General features: G+C 58.3%; 20 protein-coding genes. 10 read left to right on the plus strand and 10 right to left on the minus strand.

Going from position 1 to position 21,447, the window contains the following annotated elements:
• Positions 1 to 65 precede the first annotated feature (65 nt).
• Both cpxR and cpxA read left to right on the plus strand, forming a co-directional pair.
• A complete protein-coding gene (cpxR, locus tag FY206_RS24075; RefSeq protein ID WP_006179159.1) occupies positions 66 to 764 on the plus strand; it encodes an envelope stress response regulator transcription factor CpxR in 699 nt (232 codons plus the stop codon).
• Positions 761 to 2,134, plus strand: a complete 1,374-nt coding sequence (gene cpxA, locus FY206_RS24080) for an envelope stress sensor histidine kinase CpxA (RefSeq protein WP_032644351.1) — start codon at positions 761 to 763, stop codon at positions 2,132 to 2,134. Before cpxR ends, cpxA begins: the two co-directional genes overlap by 4 nt.
• A gap of 148 nt (positions 2,135 to 2,282) precedes the next feature.
• On the opposite strand, the gene yiiM is transcribed toward cpxA, so the two are convergent.
• On the minus strand, positions 2,283 to 2,960 hold the full coding sequence (yiiM, locus tag FY206_RS24085) for a 6-hydroxyaminopurine reductase (protein ID WP_032644350.1): 678 nt from the start codon (positions 2,958 to 2,960) through the stop codon (positions 2,283 to 2,285).
• A gap of 66 nt (positions 2,961 to 3,026) precedes the next feature.
• Positions 3,027 to 3,647 carry a superoxide dismutase [Mn] gene (sodA, locus tag FY206_RS24090; protein ID WP_004203668.1) on the minus strand — a complete coding sequence of 207 codons (621 nt, stop codon included), beginning with the start codon at positions 3,645 to 3,647 and terminating at the stop codon, positions 3,027 to 3,029.
• A gap of 288 nt (positions 3,648 to 3,935) precedes the next feature.
• Here sodA and rhaT point away from each other — a divergent pair, with 288 nt between their 5' ends.
• Positions 3,936 to 4,970 (plus strand): L-rhamnose/proton symporter RhaT, encoded by a 1,035-nt coding sequence (rhaT, locus tag FY206_RS24095; protein WP_032644349.1) that lies wholly within the window; start codon positions 3,936 to 3,938, stop codon positions 4,968 to 4,970.
• Here the strand turns inward: rhaT and rhaR are convergent, their stop codons facing one another.
• Together rhaR and rhaS are read right to left on the minus strand one after the other, a co-directional pair.
• Positions 4,971 to 5,819 carry an HTH-type transcriptional activator RhaR gene (gene rhaR / locus FY206_RS24100; RefSeq protein WP_032644348.1) on the minus strand — a complete coding sequence of 283 codons (849 nt, stop codon included), beginning with the start codon at positions 5,817 to 5,819 and terminating at the stop codon, positions 4,971 to 4,973.
• Between the two features lie 73 nt (positions 5,820 to 5,892).
• A complete protein-coding gene (gene rhaS / locus FY206_RS24105) occupies positions 5,893 to 6,729 on the minus strand; it encodes an HTH-type transcriptional activator RhaS (protein ID WP_077064420.1) in 837 nt (278 codons plus the stop codon).
• A gap of 301 nt (positions 6,730 to 7,030) precedes the next feature.
• Here rhaS and rhaB point away from each other — a divergent pair, with 301 nt between their 5' ends.
• The 5 genes from rhaB (at position 7,031) to rhaM (ending at position 12,197) form a co-directional block, all read left to right on the plus strand.
• Positions 7,031 to 8,500 (plus strand): rhamnulokinase, encoded by a 1,470-nt coding sequence (gene rhaB / locus FY206_RS24110; protein WP_045890571.1) that lies wholly within the window; start codon positions 7,031 to 7,033, stop codon positions 8,498 to 8,500.
• A complete protein-coding gene (gene rhaA / locus FY206_RS24115) occupies positions 8,497 to 9,756 on the plus strand; it encodes an L-rhamnose isomerase (RefSeq protein WP_032644345.1) in 1,260 nt (419 codons plus the stop codon). The genes rhaB and rhaA overlap by 4 nt, the downstream gene beginning before the upstream one ends.
• A gap of 120 nt (positions 9,757 to 9,876) precedes the next feature.
• Positions 9,877 to 10,707, plus strand: a complete 831-nt coding sequence (rhaD, locus tag FY206_RS24120) for a rhamnulose-1-phosphate aldolase (RefSeq protein ID WP_032644344.1) — start codon at positions 9,877 to 9,879, stop codon at positions 10,705 to 10,707.
• Positions 10,708 to 10,737: 30 nt separating this feature from the next.
• Positions 10,738 to 11,886 (plus strand): lactaldehyde reductase, encoded by a 1,149-nt coding sequence (fucO, locus tag FY206_RS24125; RefSeq protein WP_032644343.1) that lies wholly within the window; start codon positions 10,738 to 10,740, stop codon positions 11,884 to 11,886.
• Positions 11,883 to 12,197, plus strand: a complete 315-nt coding sequence (rhaM, locus tag FY206_RS24130; RefSeq protein WP_032644342.1) for an L-rhamnose mutarotase — start codon at positions 11,883 to 11,885, stop codon at positions 12,195 to 12,197. Before fucO ends, rhaM begins: the two co-directional genes overlap by 4 nt.
• Here rhaM and FY206_RS24135 read toward each other — a convergent pair.
• The 4 genes from FY206_RS24135 to FY206_RS24150 all read right to left on the minus strand — a co-directional run bounded on the left by FY206_RS24135 (position 12,185) and on the right by FY206_RS24150 (position 17,295).
• On the minus strand, positions 12,185 to 13,462 hold the full coding sequence (locus FY206_RS24135; protein WP_032644341.1) for an MFS transporter: 1,278 nt from the start codon (positions 13,460 to 13,462) through the stop codon (positions 12,185 to 12,187). The genes rhaM and FY206_RS24135 overlap by 13 nt on opposite strands.
• A gap of 44 nt (positions 13,463 to 13,506) precedes the next feature.
• Positions 13,507 to 15,630, minus strand: a complete 2,124-nt coding sequence (locus tag FY206_RS24140) for an alpha-galactosidase (RefSeq protein ID WP_032644340.1) — start codon at positions 15,628 to 15,630, stop codon at positions 13,507 to 13,509.
• Positions 15,631 to 15,733: 103 nt separating this feature from the next.
• Complete coding sequence (locus tag FY206_RS24145) at positions 15,734 to 16,729, minus strand: LacI family DNA-binding transcriptional regulator (protein ID WP_032644339.1); 996 nt, start codon at positions 16,727 to 16,729, stop codon at positions 15,734 to 15,736.
• 17 nt (positions 16,730 to 16,746) lie between these two features.
• The gene (locus FY206_RS24150) at positions 16,747 to 17,295 is read right to left on the minus strand and encodes a helix-turn-helix domain-containing protein (RefSeq protein ID WP_032644338.1); all 549 of its coding nucleotides are present in this window, start codon (positions 17,293 to 17,295) and stop codon (positions 16,747 to 16,749) included.
• A gap of 103 nt (positions 17,296 to 17,398) precedes the next feature.
• Between FY206_RS24150 and FY206_RS24155 the strand changes: the two genes are divergently transcribed.
• Positions 17,399 to 18,058 (plus strand): AzlC family ABC transporter permease, encoded by a 660-nt coding sequence (locus tag FY206_RS24155; RefSeq protein WP_032644337.1) that lies wholly within the window; start codon positions 17,399 to 17,401, stop codon positions 18,056 to 18,058.
• Complete coding sequence (locus FY206_RS24160) at positions 18,058 to 18,381, plus strand: AzlD domain-containing protein (RefSeq protein WP_032644336.1); 324 nt, start codon at positions 18,058 to 18,060, stop codon at positions 18,379 to 18,381. Before FY206_RS24155 ends, FY206_RS24160 begins: the two co-directional genes overlap by 1 nt.
• A gap of 42 nt (positions 18,382 to 18,423) precedes the next feature.
• Here the strand turns inward: FY206_RS24160 and FY206_RS24165 are convergent, their stop codons facing one another.
• Together FY206_RS24165 and FY206_RS24170 are read right to left on the minus strand one after the other, a co-directional pair.
• Positions 18,424 to 19,023, minus strand: a complete 600-nt coding sequence (locus FY206_RS24165) for a DUF1120 domain-containing protein (RefSeq protein ID WP_032644335.1) — start codon at positions 19,021 to 19,023, stop codon at positions 18,424 to 18,426.
• Positions 19,014 to 21,440 (minus strand): fimbrial biogenesis usher protein, encoded by a 2,427-nt coding sequence (locus FY206_RS24170; RefSeq protein ID WP_077064421.1) that lies wholly within the window; start codon positions 21,438 to 21,440, stop codon positions 19,014 to 19,016. Before FY206_RS24170 ends, FY206_RS24165 begins: the two co-directional genes overlap by 10 nt.
• Between the last annotated feature and the right edge of the window lie 7 nt (positions 21,441 to 21,447).

Genomic DNA, 21,447 nt, shown 5'->3' on the forward strand with positions numbered 1-21,447 from the left:
ACAACGTAAAGTCATGGATTAGACAGCCTTGATGTCGTAATTTCTGCCTCGGAGGTATTTAAACAATGAATAAAATCCTGTTAGTTGATGATGACCGAGAGCTCACATCCCTTTTAAAGGAGTTGCTCGACATGGAAGGTTTCAACGTCCTGGTTGCCCACGATGGCGAGCAGGCGCTGAGTCTCCTTGACGACAGCATCGATCTACTTTTGCTCGACGTGATGATGCCGAAGAAAAACGGCATTGATACGTTGAAAGAGCTTCGCCAGACACACCAGACCCCCGTTATCATGCTGACCGCGCGCGGCAGCGAGCTCGACCGCGTACTTGGCCTTGAGCTGGGCGCGGATGACTATTTACCGAAGCCGTTTAACGACCGTGAACTGGTTGCCCGTATTCGCGCGATCCTGCGTCGTTCCCACTGGAGCGAGCAGCAGCAAAATACCGACAACAGCTCGCCTACCCTTGAAGTCGACTCCCTGAGCCTGAACCCGGGCCGTCAGGAGGCGAGCTTTGATGGCCAGACGCTCGAACTCACCGGCACGGAGTTCACCCTGCTGTATCTGCTGGCACAGCATCTGGGCCAGGTGGTTTCACGTGAGCATCTGAGCCAGGAAGTGCTGGGCAAACGTCTGACCCCGTTTGACCGCGCCATCGACATGCACATCTCTAACCTGCGCCGTAAGCTGCCGGAGCGTAAAGACGGTCACCCATGGTTTAAAACCCTGCGTGGTCGCGGTTATCTGATGGTTTCCGCTTCATGATAGGAAGCTTAACCGCCCGCATCTTCGCCATCTTCTGGCTGACGCTGGCATTAGTTTTAATGCTCGTACTGATGTTGCCAAAACTCGACTCACGCCAGATGACTGAGCTTCTCGACAGCGAGCAACGTCAGGGCGTGATGATCGAGCAGCACGTGGAAGCCGAGCTGGCAAACGATCCGCCGAACGATTTAATGTGGTGGCGCAGGCTGTTTCGCGCTATCGACAAGTGGGCACCGCCCGGACAACGCCTGCTGCTGGTGACCAGCGAAGGCCGCGTTATTGGGGCCGATCGCAATGAAATGCAGATTATCCGCAACTTCATTGGTCAGGCAGATAACGCCGATCATCCTCAGAAGAAGAAATATGGCCGCGTAGAGATGGTCGGGCCTTTTTCCGTCAGGGACGGCGAGGATAATTATCAGCTCTACCTGATTCGCCCTGCGAGCAGCTCCCAGTCCGATTTTATCAACCTGCTGTTTGACCGCCCTCTCCTGCTGCTGATTGTCACCATGCTGGTCAGCTCGCCGCTGCTGTTATGGCTGGCGTGGAGCCTGGCGAAACCGGCCCGCAAGCTGAAAAACGCCGCCGATGAAGTGGCGCAGGGTAACCTGCGACAGCACCCTGAACTGGAAGCCGGACCGCAGGAGTTCCTTGCCGCCGGGACCAGTTTTAACCAGATGGTCAGCGCTCTCGATCGCATGATGACCGCACAGCAGCGTCTGCTGTCGGATATCTCGCACGAGCTGCGTACGCCGCTTACGCGCCTGCAGCTCGGCACCGCCCTGCTGCGCCGCCGCAGCGGTGAGAGCAAAGAGCTGGAGCGTATTGAAACGGAAGCTCAGCGTCTGGACAGCATGATCAACGACCTGCTGGTCATGTCGCGCAATCAGCAGAAAAACGCGCTGGTCAGCGAAACGGTGAAAGCCAATCACCTGTGGCATGAAGTGCTGGATAACGCGGCGTTCGAAGCGGAGCAGATGGGCAAATCCTTCACCGTCAACTTCCCGCCGGGCCCGTGGCCGCTGTACGGTAACCCTAACGCGCTGGAAAGCGCGCTGGAGAACATCGTGCGTAACGCCCTGCGCTACTCGCACACGAAGATTGAGGTGGCGTTCTCGGTAGATAAAGACGGGATCACCGTTATTGTCGATGACGACGGCCCTGGCGTCAGCCCGGAAGACCGCGAGCAGATTTTCCGTCCGTTTTACCGTACCGACGAGGCGCGCGACCGCGAATCCGGCGGCACGGGGCTGGGTCTGGCGATTGTTGAAACCGCCATGCAGCAGCACCGCGGCTGGGTGAAGGCCGATGACAGCCCGCTGGGTGGGCTTCGCTTGACGCTGTGGCTGCCGTTGTATAAGCGTTCGTAGTTTTCCCCTCACCCTAACCCTCTCCCCATAGGGGAGAGGGGACTGCTCAGTGCAGTCTTTTCACCCTCGCCCCTTTGGGGAGAGGGGACTGCTCAGTGCGGTCTTTTCACCCTCGCCCCTTTGGGGAGAGGGCCGGGGTGAGGGGCAGTTATTTCCCCCATAATCTCCGCGAATTATCCTCGATCTTGCCGCTTAAGCGCCGCTTCTGCATCGTTCTGGTCCAGCTTGTCGAGAGCCCCGCCGCCGACAGCAGGCGGTGATACTGCTCGTCATCAAACGGCATATGCCAGGCAATGGCGCAGGCGTCATAAACCGACACGTCGCTCAGGCGTGAAGCCAGCTCAAGCGGCGCGTCCGCCGAAACCTGTCCGGCCAGCACCACGCGATACAGCCAGCCGGTTTTACCCGCGCTTTGCAGCTGGGACGACATGTCATGAATACCGAAGTGGAAGTTGAGCTTGAAGCACGGCGAGCGCGGCTGCGTCACCTGAATCAGGGCATCGCCCCAGCGGTAGATATCGCCGATAAATACGTTCTTTTCGGTGAGCCCTTCAGTGGAGAGATTCTCACCAAACGCGGGGGCTACGAAGAGATCCGCCTGCTCGGGGAATTCGGTTTTCCAGTGCTGATAGTGCTCGCGGGGGTAGTGGCACAGCGCGCGCTCCGGCCCGCCGTGGATTTTCTTTTCGGCCTGCTCGTCGCCCGCCAGCCCAAGCTCGGTTAACGTCAGTTCGCCGTCGACCTGAATTTTGGCGATGGCGCTCGGGCGGCTGCCGTCGTACTCCCTTACCTTGCCTGTAAACACGTTGACCGGATAGTGGTGCATATCTACTCCTTCAGATACAAAAAAAGCGAGTCATCAGACTCGCTTCTCACAGGCGTCAATGCAACCTTATTTTTTAGCGGCGAAACGCGCTGCGGCTTCGTCCCAGTTCACCACGTCCCAGAAGGCTTTGATGTAGTCCGGACGACGGTTCTGGAATTTCAGGTAGTAAGCGTGTTCCCACACGTCCAGACCCAGGATTGGGAAACCGGATGCGCCAGAAATCGCTTCACCCATCAGCGGGGAGTCCTGGTTAGCGGTAGACACCACCGCCAGCTTGTCACCCTTCAGTACCAGCCACGCCCAGCCGGAGCCGAAACGGGTAGCAGCGGCTTTTTCAAATTCCGCTTTGAAGTTGTCAACGGAACCGAAGTCGCGCTCGATAGCCGCTTTCAGGTCGCCCTGCAGGGTGGTACCGGTTTTCAGGCCTTTCCAGAACAGGCTGTGGTTAGCGTGGCCGCCCGCGTTGTTGCGCAGCACGGTTTTCTTATCCGCTGGCAGCTGGTCCAGCTTGGTGATCAGCTCTTCAGCAGACAGGTTAGCGAACTCTGGCAGGCTTTCCAGCGCGGCGTTCGCGTTGTTCACGTAGGTCTGGTGGTGTTTAGTGTGATGGATTTCCATCGTCTGCTTGTCGAAATGCGGTTCCAGTGCGTCGTAGGCATACGGCAGGGATGGCAGTGTATAACTCATAATCCTCTCCATTATTGTCGGGCGGCACAGCTGTTAATGCCGCGTAAGCAGTTGGTTCATTATAGTTAATTAAATGATATTGAAAATGATTATCAATGCCGTAGTTTTTCTAAGGTTATTCGTTTTTCAATGAATAGCAGAAATGTGAGTCTGCTCACGTGGTTAACGTGCTGATTGCCATCAAGAACAGAAGGGCGGCAACCTTCTGAAGGTTCCCAAACTGCCTAATTTTTACACTCATCAAGTCGACGGGAAGCCGCCGACGCTAAAAACGACGAGGATGTAAAAATGAATCATGCGATTACGATGGGTATCTTCTGGCATCTGATAGGCGCCGCCAGTGCTGCCTGTTTCTATGCCCCGTTTAAAAAAGTGAAAGGCTGGTCATGGGAAACCATGTGGTCCGTTGGCGGTACCGTGTCATGGCTGATTTTGCCGTGGACCATCAGCGCCATGCTGCTGCCCGATTTCTGGGGCTACTTTGCCTCCTTCAACGCGTCTACCCTGCTGCCGGTGTTCCTGTTTGGCGCGATGTGGGGCATCGGTAATATCAACTACGGCCTCACCATGCGCTATCTCGGTATGTCGATGGGCATCGGCATCGCGATTGGCATTACGCTGATCGTCGGCACCCTAATGACGCCAATACTCAACGGTAATGTCGACGTGCTGATTAACACGCAGGGTGGACGAATGACGCTGCTGGGCGTCCTGGTCGCGGTGATCGGCGTCGGTATTGTCACCCGCGCGGGCCAGCTGAAAGAGCGCAAGATGGGCATCAGGGCCGAAGAGTTCAACCTGAAAAAAGGGCTGCTGCTGGCGGTAATGTGCGGCATCTTCTCGGCGGGGATGTCGTTCGCCATGAATGCCGCCAAGCCGATGCACGAAGCGGCCGCGGCGCTGGGCGTCGACCCGCTGTACGTTGCCCTACCCAGCTACGTGGTGATTATGGGCGGCGGCGCGCTGGTTAACCTCGGCTTCTGCATTGTTCGTCTGGCAAAAGTGAAGGATCTGTCGATAAAAAACGACTTCTCGCTGGCGAAACCGCTTATCATCACCAACGTGTTGCTCTCCGCCCTCGGCGGCCTGATGTGGTACCTGCAGTTCTTCTTTTATGCCTGGGGCCACGCCAGCATTCCGGCGCAGTACGACTACATGAGCTGGATGCTGCACATGAGCTTCTACGTGCTGTGCGGTGGACTGGTGGGTCTGGTGCTTAAAGAGTGGAACAACGCCGGACGCCGTCCGGTGGGCGTGCTGAGCCTGGGCTGCGTGGTGATTATTATCGCCGCCAACATCGTCGGCCTCGGCATGGCGAACTGATTACGCTGCCTTTCGACTGCGATGACGCCACTGAACCGGCGTCATCCCCACCTCGCGGTTAAACACGACCGAAAAGTAGTTACTGTCCTCAAAACCGCAGCGCATTGCCACTTCACTCACCAGCAGCTCCGTGTGCTGCAGCAGATACTGGGCGTGGCAGATGCGCAGCTGGCGCAGGTAATGGTTTACCGTCATCCCCGTCTGGGTGCGAAACTGCTGGCGCAGCGCGCGCTCGCTGCACTGTTCCTGCTCGCAGAATTTCTCCAGCCCGAAGCTTTTGTTCAGGCTGCCCGCAAGCGTGGTAATGAGCTTATCCAGCAGCGCTTCCTGCGCCGTGGCGGAAGGATTATCGGTAGCGTAACGATGGCGCTTCAGCGTCATCACCAGCTGGGCAAAAAGCAGCTCCGCCATCTGGTTTGCGACGGGGTCGTTCTTCTGGCTTTCCTGCTCCAGGTGGGAAATGACCTGCCGCACCTGCGCCATGCCGCTGCCGCTCAAGCGCCAGTGCGCTTCGCCTCGGGCATCAAGAAAACCGGGGATGCAGGCCGCCCAGTCCACGTTGAGCCTCAGCCTGTCCGGACAGTAAATGACGTTTTGCAGCACCAGATCGTTAACGGAGGCGTAGGCGTGTTTATCTTCAGCGCGAATGTAAAACAGATCGCCTCGCGTGATGCGGTAGGGTCGATCGTTGAGGACGTGCAGGCCGTTGCCGCGCCAGACCAGCACCAGCTCGCAAAACTCGTGCGTATGCTCGGCAAAGACGTTTTGCGGGTAGCGGTCTGCCACCGCGACGGCCTGACTCGCAGAGGCGAAAAAAACATCTTTGCGAAGAACTAAATGAGCAGCCACAGCACAACCTCTACCGCCAATAACCGAACATTATTAGTCTTTTTACGCCCTGAAAACGGTGATTACCCTCGCGTTACTGAAGCAACGCGTCTTTCCCCTGTCGAATTTCACGCGGCGACCAGCAAAACTCGCGGCGAAAAAGCGTTGAAAAGTGATTACTGTCGCCGAAACCGCAGCAATAGGCGATATCCGTAACGCTTTCATCCGTATGGCGCAAAAGGTGACGCGCCTTGATTAACCGCAGGCGGTTAAGATAGCGCTGCGGCGTCAGTCCGGTCTGCTGCTTGAGCTGGCGATGCAGCGTGCGCAACGAGAGCGAGAAATCGTCCGCCAGCGTTTCCCAGCAGACATCTTCGGCAAAATGATCTTCCAGCCAGGCCATTAGCTGGTTCAGGCGCGCGTCGTTATTGTCCAGCCCTTCCACCAGGCTGCTGCGGCGCAGCAGCACCAGCAGCTGCATAAACAGCAGCTCACGCGTGGCAATGGCGTGCGTCTCCTGCCCGTCCCCGCTCTGCTCCATCTGACCTACCAGCTGGCGCACCTGCTGCAATATGGACTGATTTACCCGCCAGTGGGACGGATAGTGCCCGTCCTGCTCCTGCGGCAACAGCTGGTCTAAGCCAGAAAGAAACTGGAACGCGTCCGGGGAACGATAGAGCACGTTGGTCAGACATAAATTGTCGGTATGTTCATACAGGTGCCGATCGTGGTCCCGCACAAAGCACACCGTACCGCCGCTGATGGTGTACGGCTGGCCGTTAAATACGTGAATACCCGTTCCATGCTCAACGATCACAATCTCATGAAAATCATGATGATGTTCCGGGAACGCGGCCTGAGGGAGCCGCGGCTCAATCGCGACCGGAGCCGCTCCCGATGGAAAGAAATCGACGCTGTGCAGTACGGTCATAACGGCCCCCACTAATGAGAAATGTTCTCAAAATAGTAATTAAGGCCTTTCATGCTCACCTTAAATTTCCGGCAGCAAACCGCGCAAAAGCGGTTCGATTTTCAAGAAATCAGCGGAAAGATCGGGAAATGCGGTCAGCGTCACACTGCCTGAAAACCCCGCCACGGCTGGAAACTGTGAACTCCCTCACGTTCACCTTTGCTTTCTTGCCAGCGCAGGATTTGACCTGTCAGTGGCGAAAAGGCAGCTTTTTCTTCCCTTTCTTACACTCACCGCTAATGACTTAAGAAAGGACCCGACCATGACTTTTCGCCATTGTGTGGCCGTCGATTTAGGCGCATCAAGCGGCCGCGTAATGCTCGCCACCTGGGATGGCGACGTGCGCACGCTTTCGCTTCGCGAAATGCACCGTTTCGCCAATTGCCTGCAAAAGCAGGACGGTTTTGATACCTGGGATATTGATGCCCTGGAAGCAGAGATCCGCACCGGGCTGAACAACGTCTGCAACGACGGCATTCGCATCGACAGCATTGGCATTGACACCTGGGGCGTGGACTACGTGCTGCTCGATAGCCACGGCGAGCGCGTCGGCCTGCCGATTTCCTATCGCGACAGCCGCACCGACGGCCTGATGGCTCACGCTATCGCCCAGCTTGGCAAAGACAACATCTACGGGCGCAGCGGCATTCAGTTCCTGCCGTTTAACACGCTTTATCAGCTGCGCGCTTTGGTCGAGCAACAGCCGGAGTGGGTCGCGGACGTGGCCCATGCGCTGCTGATCCCGGACTACCTGAGCTACCGCCTGACCGGCAACATGAACTGGGAATACACCAACGCCACCACCACGCAGCTGGTCAACATCAACTCGGATAGCTGGGATGAACGCCTGCTGGCCTGGACGGGGGCATCACCTTCCTGGTTCGGCACGCCGACCCATCCGGGGAATGTGATCGGTCAGTGGATGTGCCCGCAGGGGAACGCAATCCCCGTTGTTGCCGTCGCGAGTCACGACACCGCCAGCGCGGTCATTGCATCCCCGCTGGCGAGCAAAGACGCGGCCTACCTCTCTTCCGGCACCTGGTCACTGATGGGTTTTGAGAGCAAAACGCCGTACACCAGCGACGCCGCTCTCGCAGCAAACATCACCAATGAAGGCGGTGCCGAAGGGCGCTACCGCGTGCTGAAAAATATCATGGGCCTGTGGCTGCTCCAGCGCGTGTTGAAAGAACAGAACATAACCGACCTGACTGCGCTTATCGCACAAACCGACACGCTGAAGGCCTGCACCTTCCTGATCAACCCTAACGACGACCGCTTTATTAATCCCGTCCACATGAGCGCCGAAATCCAGGCCGCCTGTTTTGAAGCCGGCCAGCCGGTGCCGTCCACGCCTGCCGAGCTGGCGCGCTGCATTTTTGATAGCCTCGCCCTGCTCTATGCCGACATCCTGAGCGAGCTGGCTGAGCTGCGTGGAAAACCCTTCAGCCAGCTGCACATCGTGGGCGGCGGCAGCCAGAACCGGTTGCTTAACCAGCTTTGTGCCGACGCCTGCGGCATCACCGTGATAGCGGGACCCGTTGAGGCCTCCACGCTCGGCAATATTGGCATTCAGCTGATGGCCCTGGACGAACTCTCCAGCGTTGACGATTTCCGTTCGGTGGTGGCCGCGAATACCCGTCTGACCACCTTCGCACCCGATCCCCGACATGAAATTGCCCGCTACCGGGCGCAGTTTCAGCAAAACCGACTGACTAAGGAGCTTTGCGCATGACCACTCAACTTGAACAAGCCTGGGACCTGGCTAAACAGCGTTTCGCCGCCGTCGGCGTGGATGTCGAAGAGGCGCTGCGCCAGCTCGACCGTCTGCCCGTCTCTATGCACTGCTGGCAGGGCGATGACGTCGCCGGCTTCGAAAACCCAGGCGGTTCTCTGACGGGTGGCATTCAGGCAACCGGTAACTATCCGGGTAAAGCGCGTAACGCGAGCGAATTGCGCGCCGATCTGGAGCAGGCGCTGAGCCTGATCCCAGGACCCAAGCGCCTGAACCTGCACGCGATTTATCTCGAATCCGACGAGCCGGTCGCGCGTAACGAAATCAAACCGGAACATTTTAAGCACTGGGTTGAATGGGCGAAATCCCACCGGCTGGGACTGGATTTTAACCCCTCCTGCTTCTCGCATCCGTTGAGCGCCGACGGGTTTACCCTTGCCCACGCCAACGATGAAATCCGTCAGTTCTGGATCGACCACGTCAAGGCCAGCCGCCGCGTTTCCGCCTGGTTCGGCGAACAGCTCGGCACGCCGTCAGTGATGAACATCTGGATCCCGGACGGCATGAAGGACGTCACCGTTGACCGTCTGGCCCCGCGCCAGCGCCTGCTGGCCGCGCTGGATGACGCCATCAGCGAGAAGCTGGACCCGGCGCATCACATCGACGCCGTGGAGAGCAAGCTGTTCGGCATTGGCGCCGAGAGCTACACCGTCGGTTCGAACGAGTTCTACATGGGGTACGCCACCAGCCGCCAGACCGCCCTGTGTCTGGATGCCGGGCACTTCCACCCGACGGAGGTGATCTCCGACAAAATTTCCGCCGCCATGCTCTACGTGCCGCGCCTGCTGCTGCACGTTAGCCGTCCGGTGCGCTGGGACAGCGACCACGTAGTGCTGCTGGACGACGAAACCCAGGCAATTGCCAGCGAAATCATCCGTCACGACCTGTTTGACCGCGTACACATTGGCCTCGATTTCTTCGATGCCTCCATCAACCGCATCGCGGCGTGGGTCATCGGTACCCGCAACATGAAGAAAGCCCTGCTGCGCGCCCTGCTGGAGCCTGTCGCCGCGCTGAAACAGCTGGAGGCTAACGGCGACTACACCGCGCGTCTGGCGCTGCTGGAAGAGCAGAAATCCCTGCCGTGGCAGGCGGTGTGGGAGATGTACTGCCTGCGCAACGACGTGCCTGCGGGCAGCCAGTGGCTGGACAACGTGCGGGCGTATGAGAGAGACGTGTTGAGTAAGCGCGGGTAACTGCCCCCTCACCCCTGCCCTCTCCCCAAAGGGGAGAGGGAGCAAACCATCCCCTCTCCCCTCTGGGGAGAGGGTTAGGGTGAGGGGTTCAACCTCACCGCGATAACTGGAAAAATAACTATGCAGACCATCACCACCTCCTGGTTCGTCCAGGGCATGATCAAAGCCACTTCCGACGCCTGGCTGAAGGGCTGGGACGAGCGCAACGGCGGCAACCTGACGCTGCGCCTGGACGATGCGGACATCGAGCCGTTCGCCGCCGACTTCTACCAGCAGCCGCGCTATATTGCGCTGAGCCAGCCGATGCCGCTGCTCGCCAACACACCGTTTATCGTCACCGGTTCCGGCAAGTTCTTCCGTAACGTCCAGCTTAATCCTCAGGCCAACCTCGGCGTGGTAAAAGTAGACAGCGACGGCGCGGGCTACCACATTCTGTGGGGTCTGACCGATGACGCGGTGCCCACCTCTGAACTGCCGGCGCACTTCCTCTCGCACTGCCAGCGCATCAAGGCGACCCATGGCAAAGACCGCGTGATTATGCACTGCCACGCCACCAACCTGATTGCCCTGACCTATGTTCTGGAAAACAACGCCGATCTCATCACCCGCAAGCTGTGGGAAGGCAGCACCGAATGTCTGGTGGTGTTCCCGGACGGCGTCGGCATTCTGCCGTGGATGGTGCCCGGTACCGACGAGATCGGCCAGGCAACCGCCAAAGAGATGCAAAAGCATTCTCTGGTGCTGTGGCCGTTCCACGGCGTCTTCGGCAGCGGCCCAACGCTGGATGAAACTTTCGGCCTGATCGATACCGCTGAAAAATCAGCTGAAGTGCTGGTGAAGGTCTATTCCATGGGCGGCATGAAGCAGACCATTACCCGCGAAGAGCTGATTGCCCTGGGCAAACGCTTTGGCGTCACCCCGATGCAGTCGGCTTTGGATTTAGTCGTGTAACGCCATAGACGATAGTTAAGGAGAATTATCATGAGCTTTATGTTGGCACTTCCCAAAATCAGCCTGCACGGCGCGGGCGCAATCGGCGATATGGTCAACCTGGTCGCGAGCAAGCAGTGGGGAAAAGCGCTGATTGTCACCGACGGCCAGTTGGTGAAGCTGGGCCTGCTCGACAGCGTGTTTACCGCGCTGGACGCCCATCAGATGTCGTACCAGCTGTTCGATGAGGTCTTCCCGAACCCGACGGAAGCCCTGGTGCAAAAGGGATTTTCAGCCTACCGGGACGCGGAGTGTGATTACGTCATCGCCTTTGGCGGCGGCAGCCCGATTGATACCGCCAAGGCGATAAAAATCCTCACCGCCAACCCCGGCCCGTCCACCGATTATTCCGGCGTCGGGAAGGTCAAAAACGCGGGCGTGCCGCTGGTGGCGATCAACACCACCGCAGGCACGGCGGCGGAGATGACCAGCAACGCGGTGATCATCGACTCCGCGCGTCAGGTGAAAGAAGTCATCATTGACCCGAACATCATCCCGGATATCGCCGTTGACGATGCCAGCGTCATGCTTGAGATCCCAGCCTCCGTGACCGCCGCAACAGGTATGGATGCCCTGACCCACGCCATTGAAGCCTACGTGTCCGTCGGCGCGCACCCGCTCACCGACGCCAACGCGCTGGAAGCCATTCGCCTGATCGCTCTGTGGCTCCCGAAAGCGGTCGACGACGGTCATAACCTGGAGGCGCGCGAGCAGATGGCCTTTGGACAGTATCTGGCTGGCATGGCCTTTAACAGTGCGGGACTCGGGCTGGTGCATGCGCTGGCGCACCAGCCGGGCGCGACGCACAACCTGCCGCACGGCGTGTGCAACGCCATCCTGCTGCCGATCGTCGAAAACTTTAACCGGCCGAACGCGGTGGCTCGCTTCGCCCGCGTGGCGCAGGCGATGGGCGTCGACACCCGCGGCATGAGCGATGAAGCCGCAAGCCAGTCGGCTATACAGGCGATTCGCGACCTGAGCGCCCGCGTCGGCATTCCATCAGGCTTCAGCCAGCTCGGCGTAACCCAAGCGGATATCGAAGGCTGGCTGGATAAAGCGCTCGCCGATCCGTGCGCGCCGTGTAACCCGCGTTCCGCCAGCCGGGATGAGGTCCGCGAGCTGTACCTGGAGGGATTATGATCCGCAAAGCGTTTGTGATGCAGGTCAATCCGGACGCGCACGAGGAGTATGCGCGTCGCCACAATCCGATTTGGCCCGAGCTTGAAGCGGTGCTGAAAGACCACGGCGCGCACCATTACGCCATCTATCTCGACAAAGCGCGCCACCTGCTGTTTGCGACCGTTGAGATTGAATCGGAGGAGCGCTGGAACGCGGTGGCAAACACCGATGTCTGCCAGCGCTGGTGGAAACATATGGCCGACGTTATGCCGTCAAACCCGGATAACAGCCCGGTGAGTGCGGAGCTTGCCGACGTGTTTTACCTGGACTGATGCGTTAACGCTGCTGCCCCCGAGGCGGCAGCAATCTCCTGCCTGCTGCTCAACGTAAACGCCGACACCACCGTAATTGCCAGCACGAAGCAGCCCAGCATCAGGTACGTCTCCTGGAAGCCGATCCGGTCATACATATTCCCGGCAAAGGCAGAAAGGAAAATCGCCGCCGACTGTTTCGCGAACTGGAAGCCGATCAAATAGATAGTCGCCGACAGACGGGTATCAAATACCCCGGTGATGTACTTAAAGGCGCCCACCAGCAGGAACGGGACCTCCAGCGCGTGCAGCATCTTCAGGGCGATCACCTCCACGGCGGTGGTGGCGAACGACGAGCCGATAATGCGCGTCGCCATTATCACCCCGGCGATCAGCAGCGTATTTTTCGCGCCGATGCGGTTAATGATCCACGGCGAGCAGAACATGATGATGGCGTTACAGATTTCACCCGCCGTCGTCGCGAAACCAAAGGCGCGAGTGCCTTCCTGCGGCGTGGCGAAGAACGTTTTGAAGAAGGTGGCAAACTGCTGATCGAAAACGTCATACACGCAGGCGACGCCAACCACGTACAGAATGAACATCCACATTCTGCGCTGGCGGAACAGGTTAACGACGGTTCTGGCGGTGATCTGCGGCTGGTTGGCCCCCAGGGCGTTCATCACCTGCGCCGTCTGGTTGGGCTTCGGCTTCGCGACCACCAGCAGCAGCATCAGCAGCAGTGCCGCTCCCGACCCCATCCAGAAAACATACGACGGATCGATGCCGAACAGGATGCCGCCCGTCGACGCGCAGAGCCCCCAGCCGAGACAGCCAAACATGCGCGCCTTGCCGTATTCGAAGAAGCTGTTGCGGCTCACGCGTTCGATGTAGGCCTCGATTGCTCCCGATCCTGCCGAGAAGACAAAGCCGATATATAACCCGCCGCTCAGCGCCCCCAGCCAGATACTGGTCTTCAGCAGCGGCGCGAAGACGTACAGGAAGAACGGTGCGAACAGGAACAGCAGCACCGAGATTATCCACAGCAGGTGTTTTTTCAGCCCCAGCTTGTCCGAAATCACGCCCAGTACCGGCTGAAACGCAATGGCCGACAGCGAGATGCAGGAGAAAACAATCCCGGTGTGGGTTTTATTCAGCCCGATGATGTCCGAGAGCCAGATCGGCAGGAACGGAAAGCAGGTGGCCATGATGAAGAAGTAGAGAAAGAAGAACAGCCCGAAGATCCAGAAATTGGGGTTGTCTTTGTGGGTACAGGTTGTTGTGTTCATTATTTTTATCCTCAACGGAGGGCCAGTTTCCCGGCCCATCACCTTTACACGCGTTCCACGCCAATCAAAATGGCGGTTTCAGGGTCCAGAATCGGCAGCGCAAGGCCCGCCTCCATCAGCCACTCACCGCTCACCGTTTGCGGTGTTTCCATCCACGCCGGCAGCTTGCGCATGGTGTGCCCGCCTTCGCCCGTCACCTGAATATTCGGGTGATCGAGCAGCGCGACGCGGTACTGCGCGCTGGCCTCCAGCCCCGCCATGCGCAGCGGCATCATCAGGCTGTAGTCCGGCATCGCGAGCTGGCTGACCAAAAAAAGCCCCTGCGCCTTATCTTCGCTCACTATCCCCTGCGCCAGCGTGGTGGCGTCCGGCATATCAATCCGCCACTGGGTGCCGCGGTGGATCACCTCTCGCCACCGCTTGTGCAGCGCGGCGTAATGCCGATACCCCTCGCGCTCCTTCTCATCAACGGTGAGCGGATCCAGCTCCAGCCCCATATGGCCAAACAGCGCCGTCAGGCCGCGGAATTCAATGCTGTGCTGGCGGAAGGTGGCGTGGCATTTATGATGACCGATATGCGCCCCCATCACCTCCGGCGGGAAGAAATAGCTCATGCCGCGCTGGATGGTGCTGCGCTCCAGCGCGTCGTTGTTGTCGGACGCCCAGAAGCGGTGGCTGCGGGTCAGCACTTCGTAATCAATGCGCCCGCCGCCGGAAGAGCAGGATTCGAATTCAACGTGCGGGAAGCGCTCGCCCAGCACGTCCAGCAGCCGGTAAAACTGACGGGTCTGGGCGTCCGCGGCGGCTTTACCGTTGTGTCCCGGCTGCACCAGCTCGCGGTTCATGTCCCACTTCACGTAGTCGACCGCATGTTCGCCCAGCAGCCAGCTCATGCGTTCTACCAGATAATCAAAGGCCTGCGGGATGTTGAGGTTGAGCACCAGCTGATGACGCCCGGTCGCCTGGGCGTAGCCCGGCAGCGCCAGCACCCAGTCGGGATGGGCGCGATACAGATCGGAGTCCGGGTTGATCATCTCCGGCTCAACCCAGATGCCAAACTCCATGCCGAGCCGTTTGACGCGATCAATCACCGGCGTCAGGCCGTCCGGGTATTTTTTCTCATCCAGATACCAGTCGCCCAGCGCGGCGTGGTCGTCATTGCGGCCTTTGAACCAGCCGTCGTCAATAATAAAGCGCTCCACGCCCAGCGCGGCGGCCTCGTCGGCCATGCGCATGATGTAGTTCGGATCGTGGTTGAAGTAGATCCCCTCCCAGGTATTGAGGTGCACCGGACGCGGTTTATTTTCCGGGAAGCGGATGACGTTGTCGCGCAGGTAGCGGTGGAACGGCTGGCTCATGCCGTTCAGGCCGCGCGCGGAGTAGCTGGCGTACAGGCGCGGCGTCCAGAGCGTATTGCCCTCTTCAATCGCCATTTCCCCCGGCAGGTAGAGCGCTTCGGCCTGAATATAACGGCGGCCGTCGGTTTTCGCTTCCGCGCGCAGGCGGTGGTTCCCGCTCCAGCCCAGATGCACGCCCCAGACGTCACCCTGCATTTCGCTAAACGACGGCGTACCGGCTATCAGGGCAGGGAAATGTTCGTGGGAGGTTTTACCCCGGCGGTTTTCAATCACAAAGCTGTCGTGTTCGAGATCAACGCGGTGCGGCTGAAACTCTCTGATCCAGCGTCCGTGGAAGGCCATTACCTCCCGGGCGCGCTCGGCCACCGGCAGCGTAACGGCGAAGCGGTCAACCTGCCAGGGACGTGCTTTCAGGTTCGTTAAACCGTGACGAACCACCAGCACGCCGCTGGCGTCCAGCGCCAGCTCGCTGGTCAGGCGAAGGCCCGCGCAATCATCTTCAGCGGTAATCGTCAGGGCGTTGAGGTCCTGCTGCACCCGCGTCGTGTTGAATACCGGGGAGCCGTCCAGCCCCTGTCGGTGCCCCTCAATGCCCGGCGAGCCAAACAGGCCGTGACCGAGCTCAGCCATCAGCGTAACCGGGGAGTCAACGTCCAGCCTGCCGTTAGCAACGGGCCGGGAAAGGGTTTCAGCATTCTGCGGCGAAAAGTGCTGAAGATGCGGCCCCCAGTAAATAATTTCGGCGAACGGGCGCGTTTTTATCACCACATCCACCGTCGCGCTTTCAAGTCGTAAAATAGAATCTTGCATCAGACATCTCCTGTCATGGGATGCCTTGAGTTTTGATCCGAAACGTTTCGGATACAAACCAAAACGTTTCGGATTTGTGATCGGGTTTAGAAAATGGAGATATTCAGGCCGTCTGCCCGGGTGAGAATTCCGGCTGCCAGAGCACCTGAAGCTGCGCAATATCGTCGCCGTTAATCAGCCGGCGGACCATGTCGGCAATCTGTTTTCCGACGCCCTGACGGGTGGACTGGATCACCGACGCCACGTCGATATCCACGATACTGTCCTGCGGCAGTCCGTCGTAGACCACCAGCGACACGGCGTTGTCGCCGGATAAACGCCCCAGCTGTGCGAGCGCCATCGCCGCCCCGTCGCCGTGGGTGTTGCAGTCGGTGACGATCGCCGTAGGCGGCTGCGGCAGGGCAAGCAGCTCTTTCGTGGTGGCATACCCCACGCGGCGCGACGGCGGCATGGCGCGTAGCCATTCGCTGGAAAGCCCGGCTTCCCGCAGGGCGTCCAGATAGCCCTGACGGCGCTGGGTGATAAATGCCTGATTATTGCTTTCGCCGAGCAGCGCGATACGCTGATGGCCTTTCTCAATCAGCCAGCGGGTAGCATTGTACGTACCGGCATAGTTATCGAAATCAAACCACGCGTAAGGCTGCGGCAGCTGGCTACGCCCGAGCGCCAGGAAAGGGAACCCGGCGGCCTGCAGCTGCTCAAGACGCGGATCGCGATCCAGCGTATGCGCCACAATCAGCGCGTCGACGCGCCGGCTTTGCACCATGCGCATATAGCTGTGCTTATCCGCCAGATCGTCGTCGGCGATGAGCAGCAGGTCAATTTCATGTCGCGCCAGCTCGTGGCTAATTTCGCCGACCATGTCCATAAATACGCTGTTATTGAGCGGAACAGGATGGACGGGAAACACCAGCCCGACGGCGTCTATTTTGCCCATCTTCAGGCGGCGGGCGAAGGTGTTGGGTCGGTAACCACGGCGCTGAGCCTCGGCTTCCACGCGGGCGCGCGTCTCAGCAGAGACGTCGTCATAGCCGTTGAGGGCGCGGCTGACGGTGGTAATGGAGAGTCCCAGCTCTTTGGCAATGGCTTTAAGCGACATGATTTTCCGTATCTACGTTAATTTTGTTCCGCCACCAGCAGCGCGTGCGTGTCTGGCTCCAGCGCCTTAAAGATATGCGGCCGATCGGCGGGATAACAGATGTAATCTCCCGGCCCCAGCTCTTCCGCTGCGTCGGTCAAACCGACCATCGCACGTCCCTGCGTCACAATGATGTGTTCAACTGACCCCGGAGGATGCGGCTGGGAGATACGATCTGCCCCCGGCTGGGTGAGCAGCAGATAGATGTCGCGCCTGGCGCCGGGTGGACACGCCGCCAGCAATATGGCTTCATAGTTTGCCTGTCCGGCGACCACTTTCGTCCCTTCACCACGGCGGATCACCTGGGTGGTTGGCAGCTGCGGCTCAAGCAAGCGGGCGAAAGGAATATCCAGCGCCACGCAGAGCGACCACAGCGTTTCCAGGCTAGGGTTACCGTTGCCGGACTCCAGCTGTGAAAGCGTCGATTTCGCGATCCCGGCACGGCGGGCAATTTCCGCCAGTGAAAGCCCGGTTCGCAGGCGTTCGCGCACAAGGCTTTTGGCGATCACGCTGATTGGCTGCGTCATATAACGGCCCTTTTGTTCTATAAATCGAACGAATCGTTCGTCTTGAAAAACAGTTCTGTTGCGTTCATTATAATGGATACACGTTCGATATGGCTAAAATTGTATGAAGCATCATCTCTCCTGCCTGAAAGGCGACACCATAAAAGCAATCATTCTTGTCTGCCTCGCGGTCGGCGTGGTCGGCATGTCCTACGGCTCCCTGGCGATGGCCTACGGATTCCCGGTCTGGGTACCGTTTGTGCTCTCCATCACCGTGCTCGCGGGCGCCTCAGAGTTTATGTTTATCGGCATTGTGGCCAGCGGCGGTAACCCGCTGGCGGCCGCGGCGGCGGGGTTGCTGGTCAACGCGCGGCACGTGCCGTTTGGCGTGACGGTCCGTGAGCTGGTGGGCAAGCGCGGCCTGAGCCTGTTGGGCTGCCACATCATGAACGACGAAAGCGTGGTGTTTGGCCTGTCGCAAAAAACGCCCGAGCAGCGTAAGGCGGCATACTGGCTGTGCGGCTTAGGCGTGGCGATTATCTGGCCGCTGGGGGCCCTGCTGGGGGCCATGGTCGGTAAACTGCTCCCGGATCCGGAAACCATCGGGCTGGACGCGGTATTTCCCGCCATTCTGCTGGCGTTAGTGGTTCCCGCGTTTAAAAATCGTACCACGCTCATCCGCGCCTGCAGCGGCGCCGTATTATCTCTGGCCGCCGTGCCGTTCGCCCCGGTGGGTTTACCGGTGCTGCTCTCTTTACTCGGTCTCGCGGCGAGGAAAAAATAATGGGAAATATGACCTTTTTTATTCTCGGCATCGCCATTTTGTCTGCGGGAACGTATCTGATGCGTCTTGGCGGGGCGAAGCTGGGCAGCAGGCTGGCATTGTCCGAACGCTCTCAGGCGCTGCTGTCTGACGCGGCAACGGTGCTGCTGTTTTCCGTGGCGCTGGCGACAACCTTCTATGAAGGGGAGCATTTCGCCGGCATGGCCCGCGTGCTCGGCGTGGCTTTTGCGGTGTTTTTAGCCTGGCGGAAAATGCCGTTAATTGTGGTGATCGTGGCGGCGGCGGTCGTTACGGCGCTGCTGCGTCTGACGGGGATCCATTAAGAGAAATGCCCGGCAGTACACATTTGCCGGGCATCAGAGGGTTTATTGCGCAGGAAGAGCGTCAACGTTTAGCGTCAACGTCTCGTTAAAATCCGTGGTGTTGGTTACGCTAAACGCTTTGCCTGAAAGGTAGGTCGTTACCATCATCGTTGCTGTGAACTGTTCTCCCGTCACTTCCGAACCGTTAACGGCAGCCAGCGCTTTTTCTGGCGGCAGCGTGACCTGTGCGGCCCCGCCCTGAACGACGGCCGACCCGATATCGACAGCGGCCAGTTGCACCACACTCCCGTCTACCCGACCGTCCTTAAATTCGACCTTCATCGCTCCGCTATCCGTAAACCGATAGGCCAGATTCTCACGGGCAGCACCGGTGATGAAGATACGCATTTTACGCGCCTCCGGGCACATCACCGACACCAGGAATTCCCGCGTGACCGAGGCATAACCGTTATAGACTTTGCCCACATGCTCAGCGCTCCCCTTGCGCATGTCCTCTTTGCGGTAGCGGCCATAGTCGACCGTTTTTACCGCGGACATCATTTCGCATCCGCCGTCATCGGCCTGCGCCATCGCTGGCATACCCGATGCCCCGCAGAGCAACGCGATCGTCATCACGTACTTATGAACGTTTTTTAGAGACATTTCCCTGTCACCTCTTCATAAAATTTATTGGGTTCAGCCTCCGGCAGGGTATACGTCAGCCTGCAGCGTCCCCCATCGACCTTCGCGTAGAGCTGCTGGTTGGCAGAGATATCGTTGAGGAAGATCACCCCATCCTCAGGCGCGGTCGTCACATACTCACCCGCACCATCGACGATTGACACGCCTTCCGGCAGCGGCGTACCGTCCGCGCGGATGATAGAAAGCAGCACTCGGCGCTGGCTTAACGTCGCAAACTCCCACTTCGCGACCGCACCGTGAGAAGCCTTAATTGCCGTTCTGCCATTTCTGACATCCAGATTGCCCGGCAGACTTTCCGTGTTGATTTCGATGGTGCTCTCGCGGAACGGTGACAGCGAAGGGATCACCGCCTGGCCCCATTTATCCGTCCATACCGGGCCACGCGTTGTCGCAATCTCAATGCCTGCTACCGGTTTATCGAGTCTGGCGATGGCATAGGTATCGGCCACGCGGTAAGGCGAGAAGGTCACACCATCGCTGTGCGCCACAATCCCACCGCTCAGCGCCGCGGAGTAGTTGCTGTTGCTGTCGTTATCACCGCCAGCCGCCAGCGCCAGGCTGGTATAATGCAAATTGCTGCTCAGCGAGGTGTCCCAACTGGTGGTGTCATCGTTATGATCCTGAGATACGCCAACCATATACTGGTTCGCCTCGTTGAACGATCCCATCGCGCGTGTCCCGTAGGAGCTTTTACCTTCACTTTCACGATACCAGGAGCTGGTATTAACGCCAGTACGGCCGAGCGGCACTGAGACGTTCACGTAAAATTGATCGTTATCGCTTTCGTCGCGGCGGCTGACGTCAGATTCCCAGTTCACGCTCACGTTGAAGTATTTAAAGCTTTTCGACCACGATGAAATGAAGCGACGGCTATCGTACTCGCTGTTCCAGCTCTCATTGCGATAATAGCTAAGGGAAAAGCGTCCGAGCGTAGTGTTGGACCAGCTAATACCCACACTGGCGTCATACTTGGTTTGCGACATATCGTCGTCATCACCGTAAAGCTCCGTCATTTCGCGGTAATCCGGCGTGCCGTAGCTGCCGCCCATCGAAAGGCCGATGCCCCACGGCAATGAATATCCCAGGTCGAGCGTGGTTTTGTTACCGTCCGTTTGCGACTGATTGTCTATCGACGCCAGAAAACCGAGTGAGGCATACAGGTTCTGCATCGGTACGGTATCCACGTTTCCGGAGAATCCGTAATAGTGGTTATCCGCCATCACCATACCGGCGAGGAAGTTCATGCTCTTGTTGATGGACCAGCCGTTGTTGGCGGAGACAACCCACGGATTTTCAAAGCGCGAATCCATGTCGTCTTCAACGCGTCCTACCGCCATCGTAAAGCCCGGCGCGCGGCCTACGTGGTTGCTGCGGAAGGTGCTCGCCGCAATGGTAAAGCGGTTTTCACTCCCGTCAGTCTCGGTCACCGTCACGTTCAGGTCGGTATTGAGGCTAACCAGCGGCACGTCGTCAAGATTAAACGGCCCGGCAGGTACCAGCGTAGAATAAATCAACTGTCCGCCCTGGCGGATATCCACGCGCGCCTGCGGGGTGCGGGCGATACCGGTGACTTCCACACCGGTCCCCGCTTCAGACTGAAGTGCGTTATCCGGCATCATCTGTATCCCGTAGAGAGACGGAATACTGAAGCGGCTGTTGGCCACGTTAATCTGGCCGCCTTGAACCATCACGCCGTAATCGGTAAAGGTGCGCTGGGCGTAGGTATAAAGTGATTCAACATCAAAGCTTTGATCGCTACCGTCGCTGATGAATTGTGTGCTACGGACAATCCAGTCCCCGGCATTAAAGCCCAGTTCAAAAGTTGACTGAAAACGATCTGCTTTTTCATCGTCATATTGATTATGGGTACCGAACATGGAGTAATTCAGCATTGCCGCACGCCCGCCACGCACATCCGCATATTGACGCCCAAAATTAGGATCTAACGCTTCCGGTGGAACGACAATCGATATTTCTTCAATATCCGGGGACGACTGAAACGTCGAGCCAGACCAGTATTCATGAATTTTAGGGCAGGTGCCTCGTCTGGTTTTTTTAAGCAAACCCGCATTTTCCAAAAACTCGTTATCGATACAGGGCACACCCTCTTCATCAAATTTAACCGGCATAAGGGAACGCTGCTTGCCGTTAATATTGACGGTGACGTTATGGTAGCCGGGAGCAAAACGAGGAGCCATGGAGTAGTAATCAGCAATATTTGGATCAAGGCCCTGATTTTTTAATGCATCGGTATCAAATATCGCCCTTGCCAAATCTATCGATTCATTCGCGGAAGAATTTATTTCTGCTCGAATACTGAAAGCCAGCACCGTAAGGCAAAATGCCAGCATTCCCTTTTTACAGGAAACCTTTAACATAACCACT

The sequence above is a fragment of the Enterobacter chengduensis genome (genome assembly GCF_001984825.2).
Classification (GTDB): Bacteria; Pseudomonadota; Gammaproteobacteria; order Enterobacterales; family Enterobacteriaceae; genus Enterobacter; species Enterobacter chengduensis.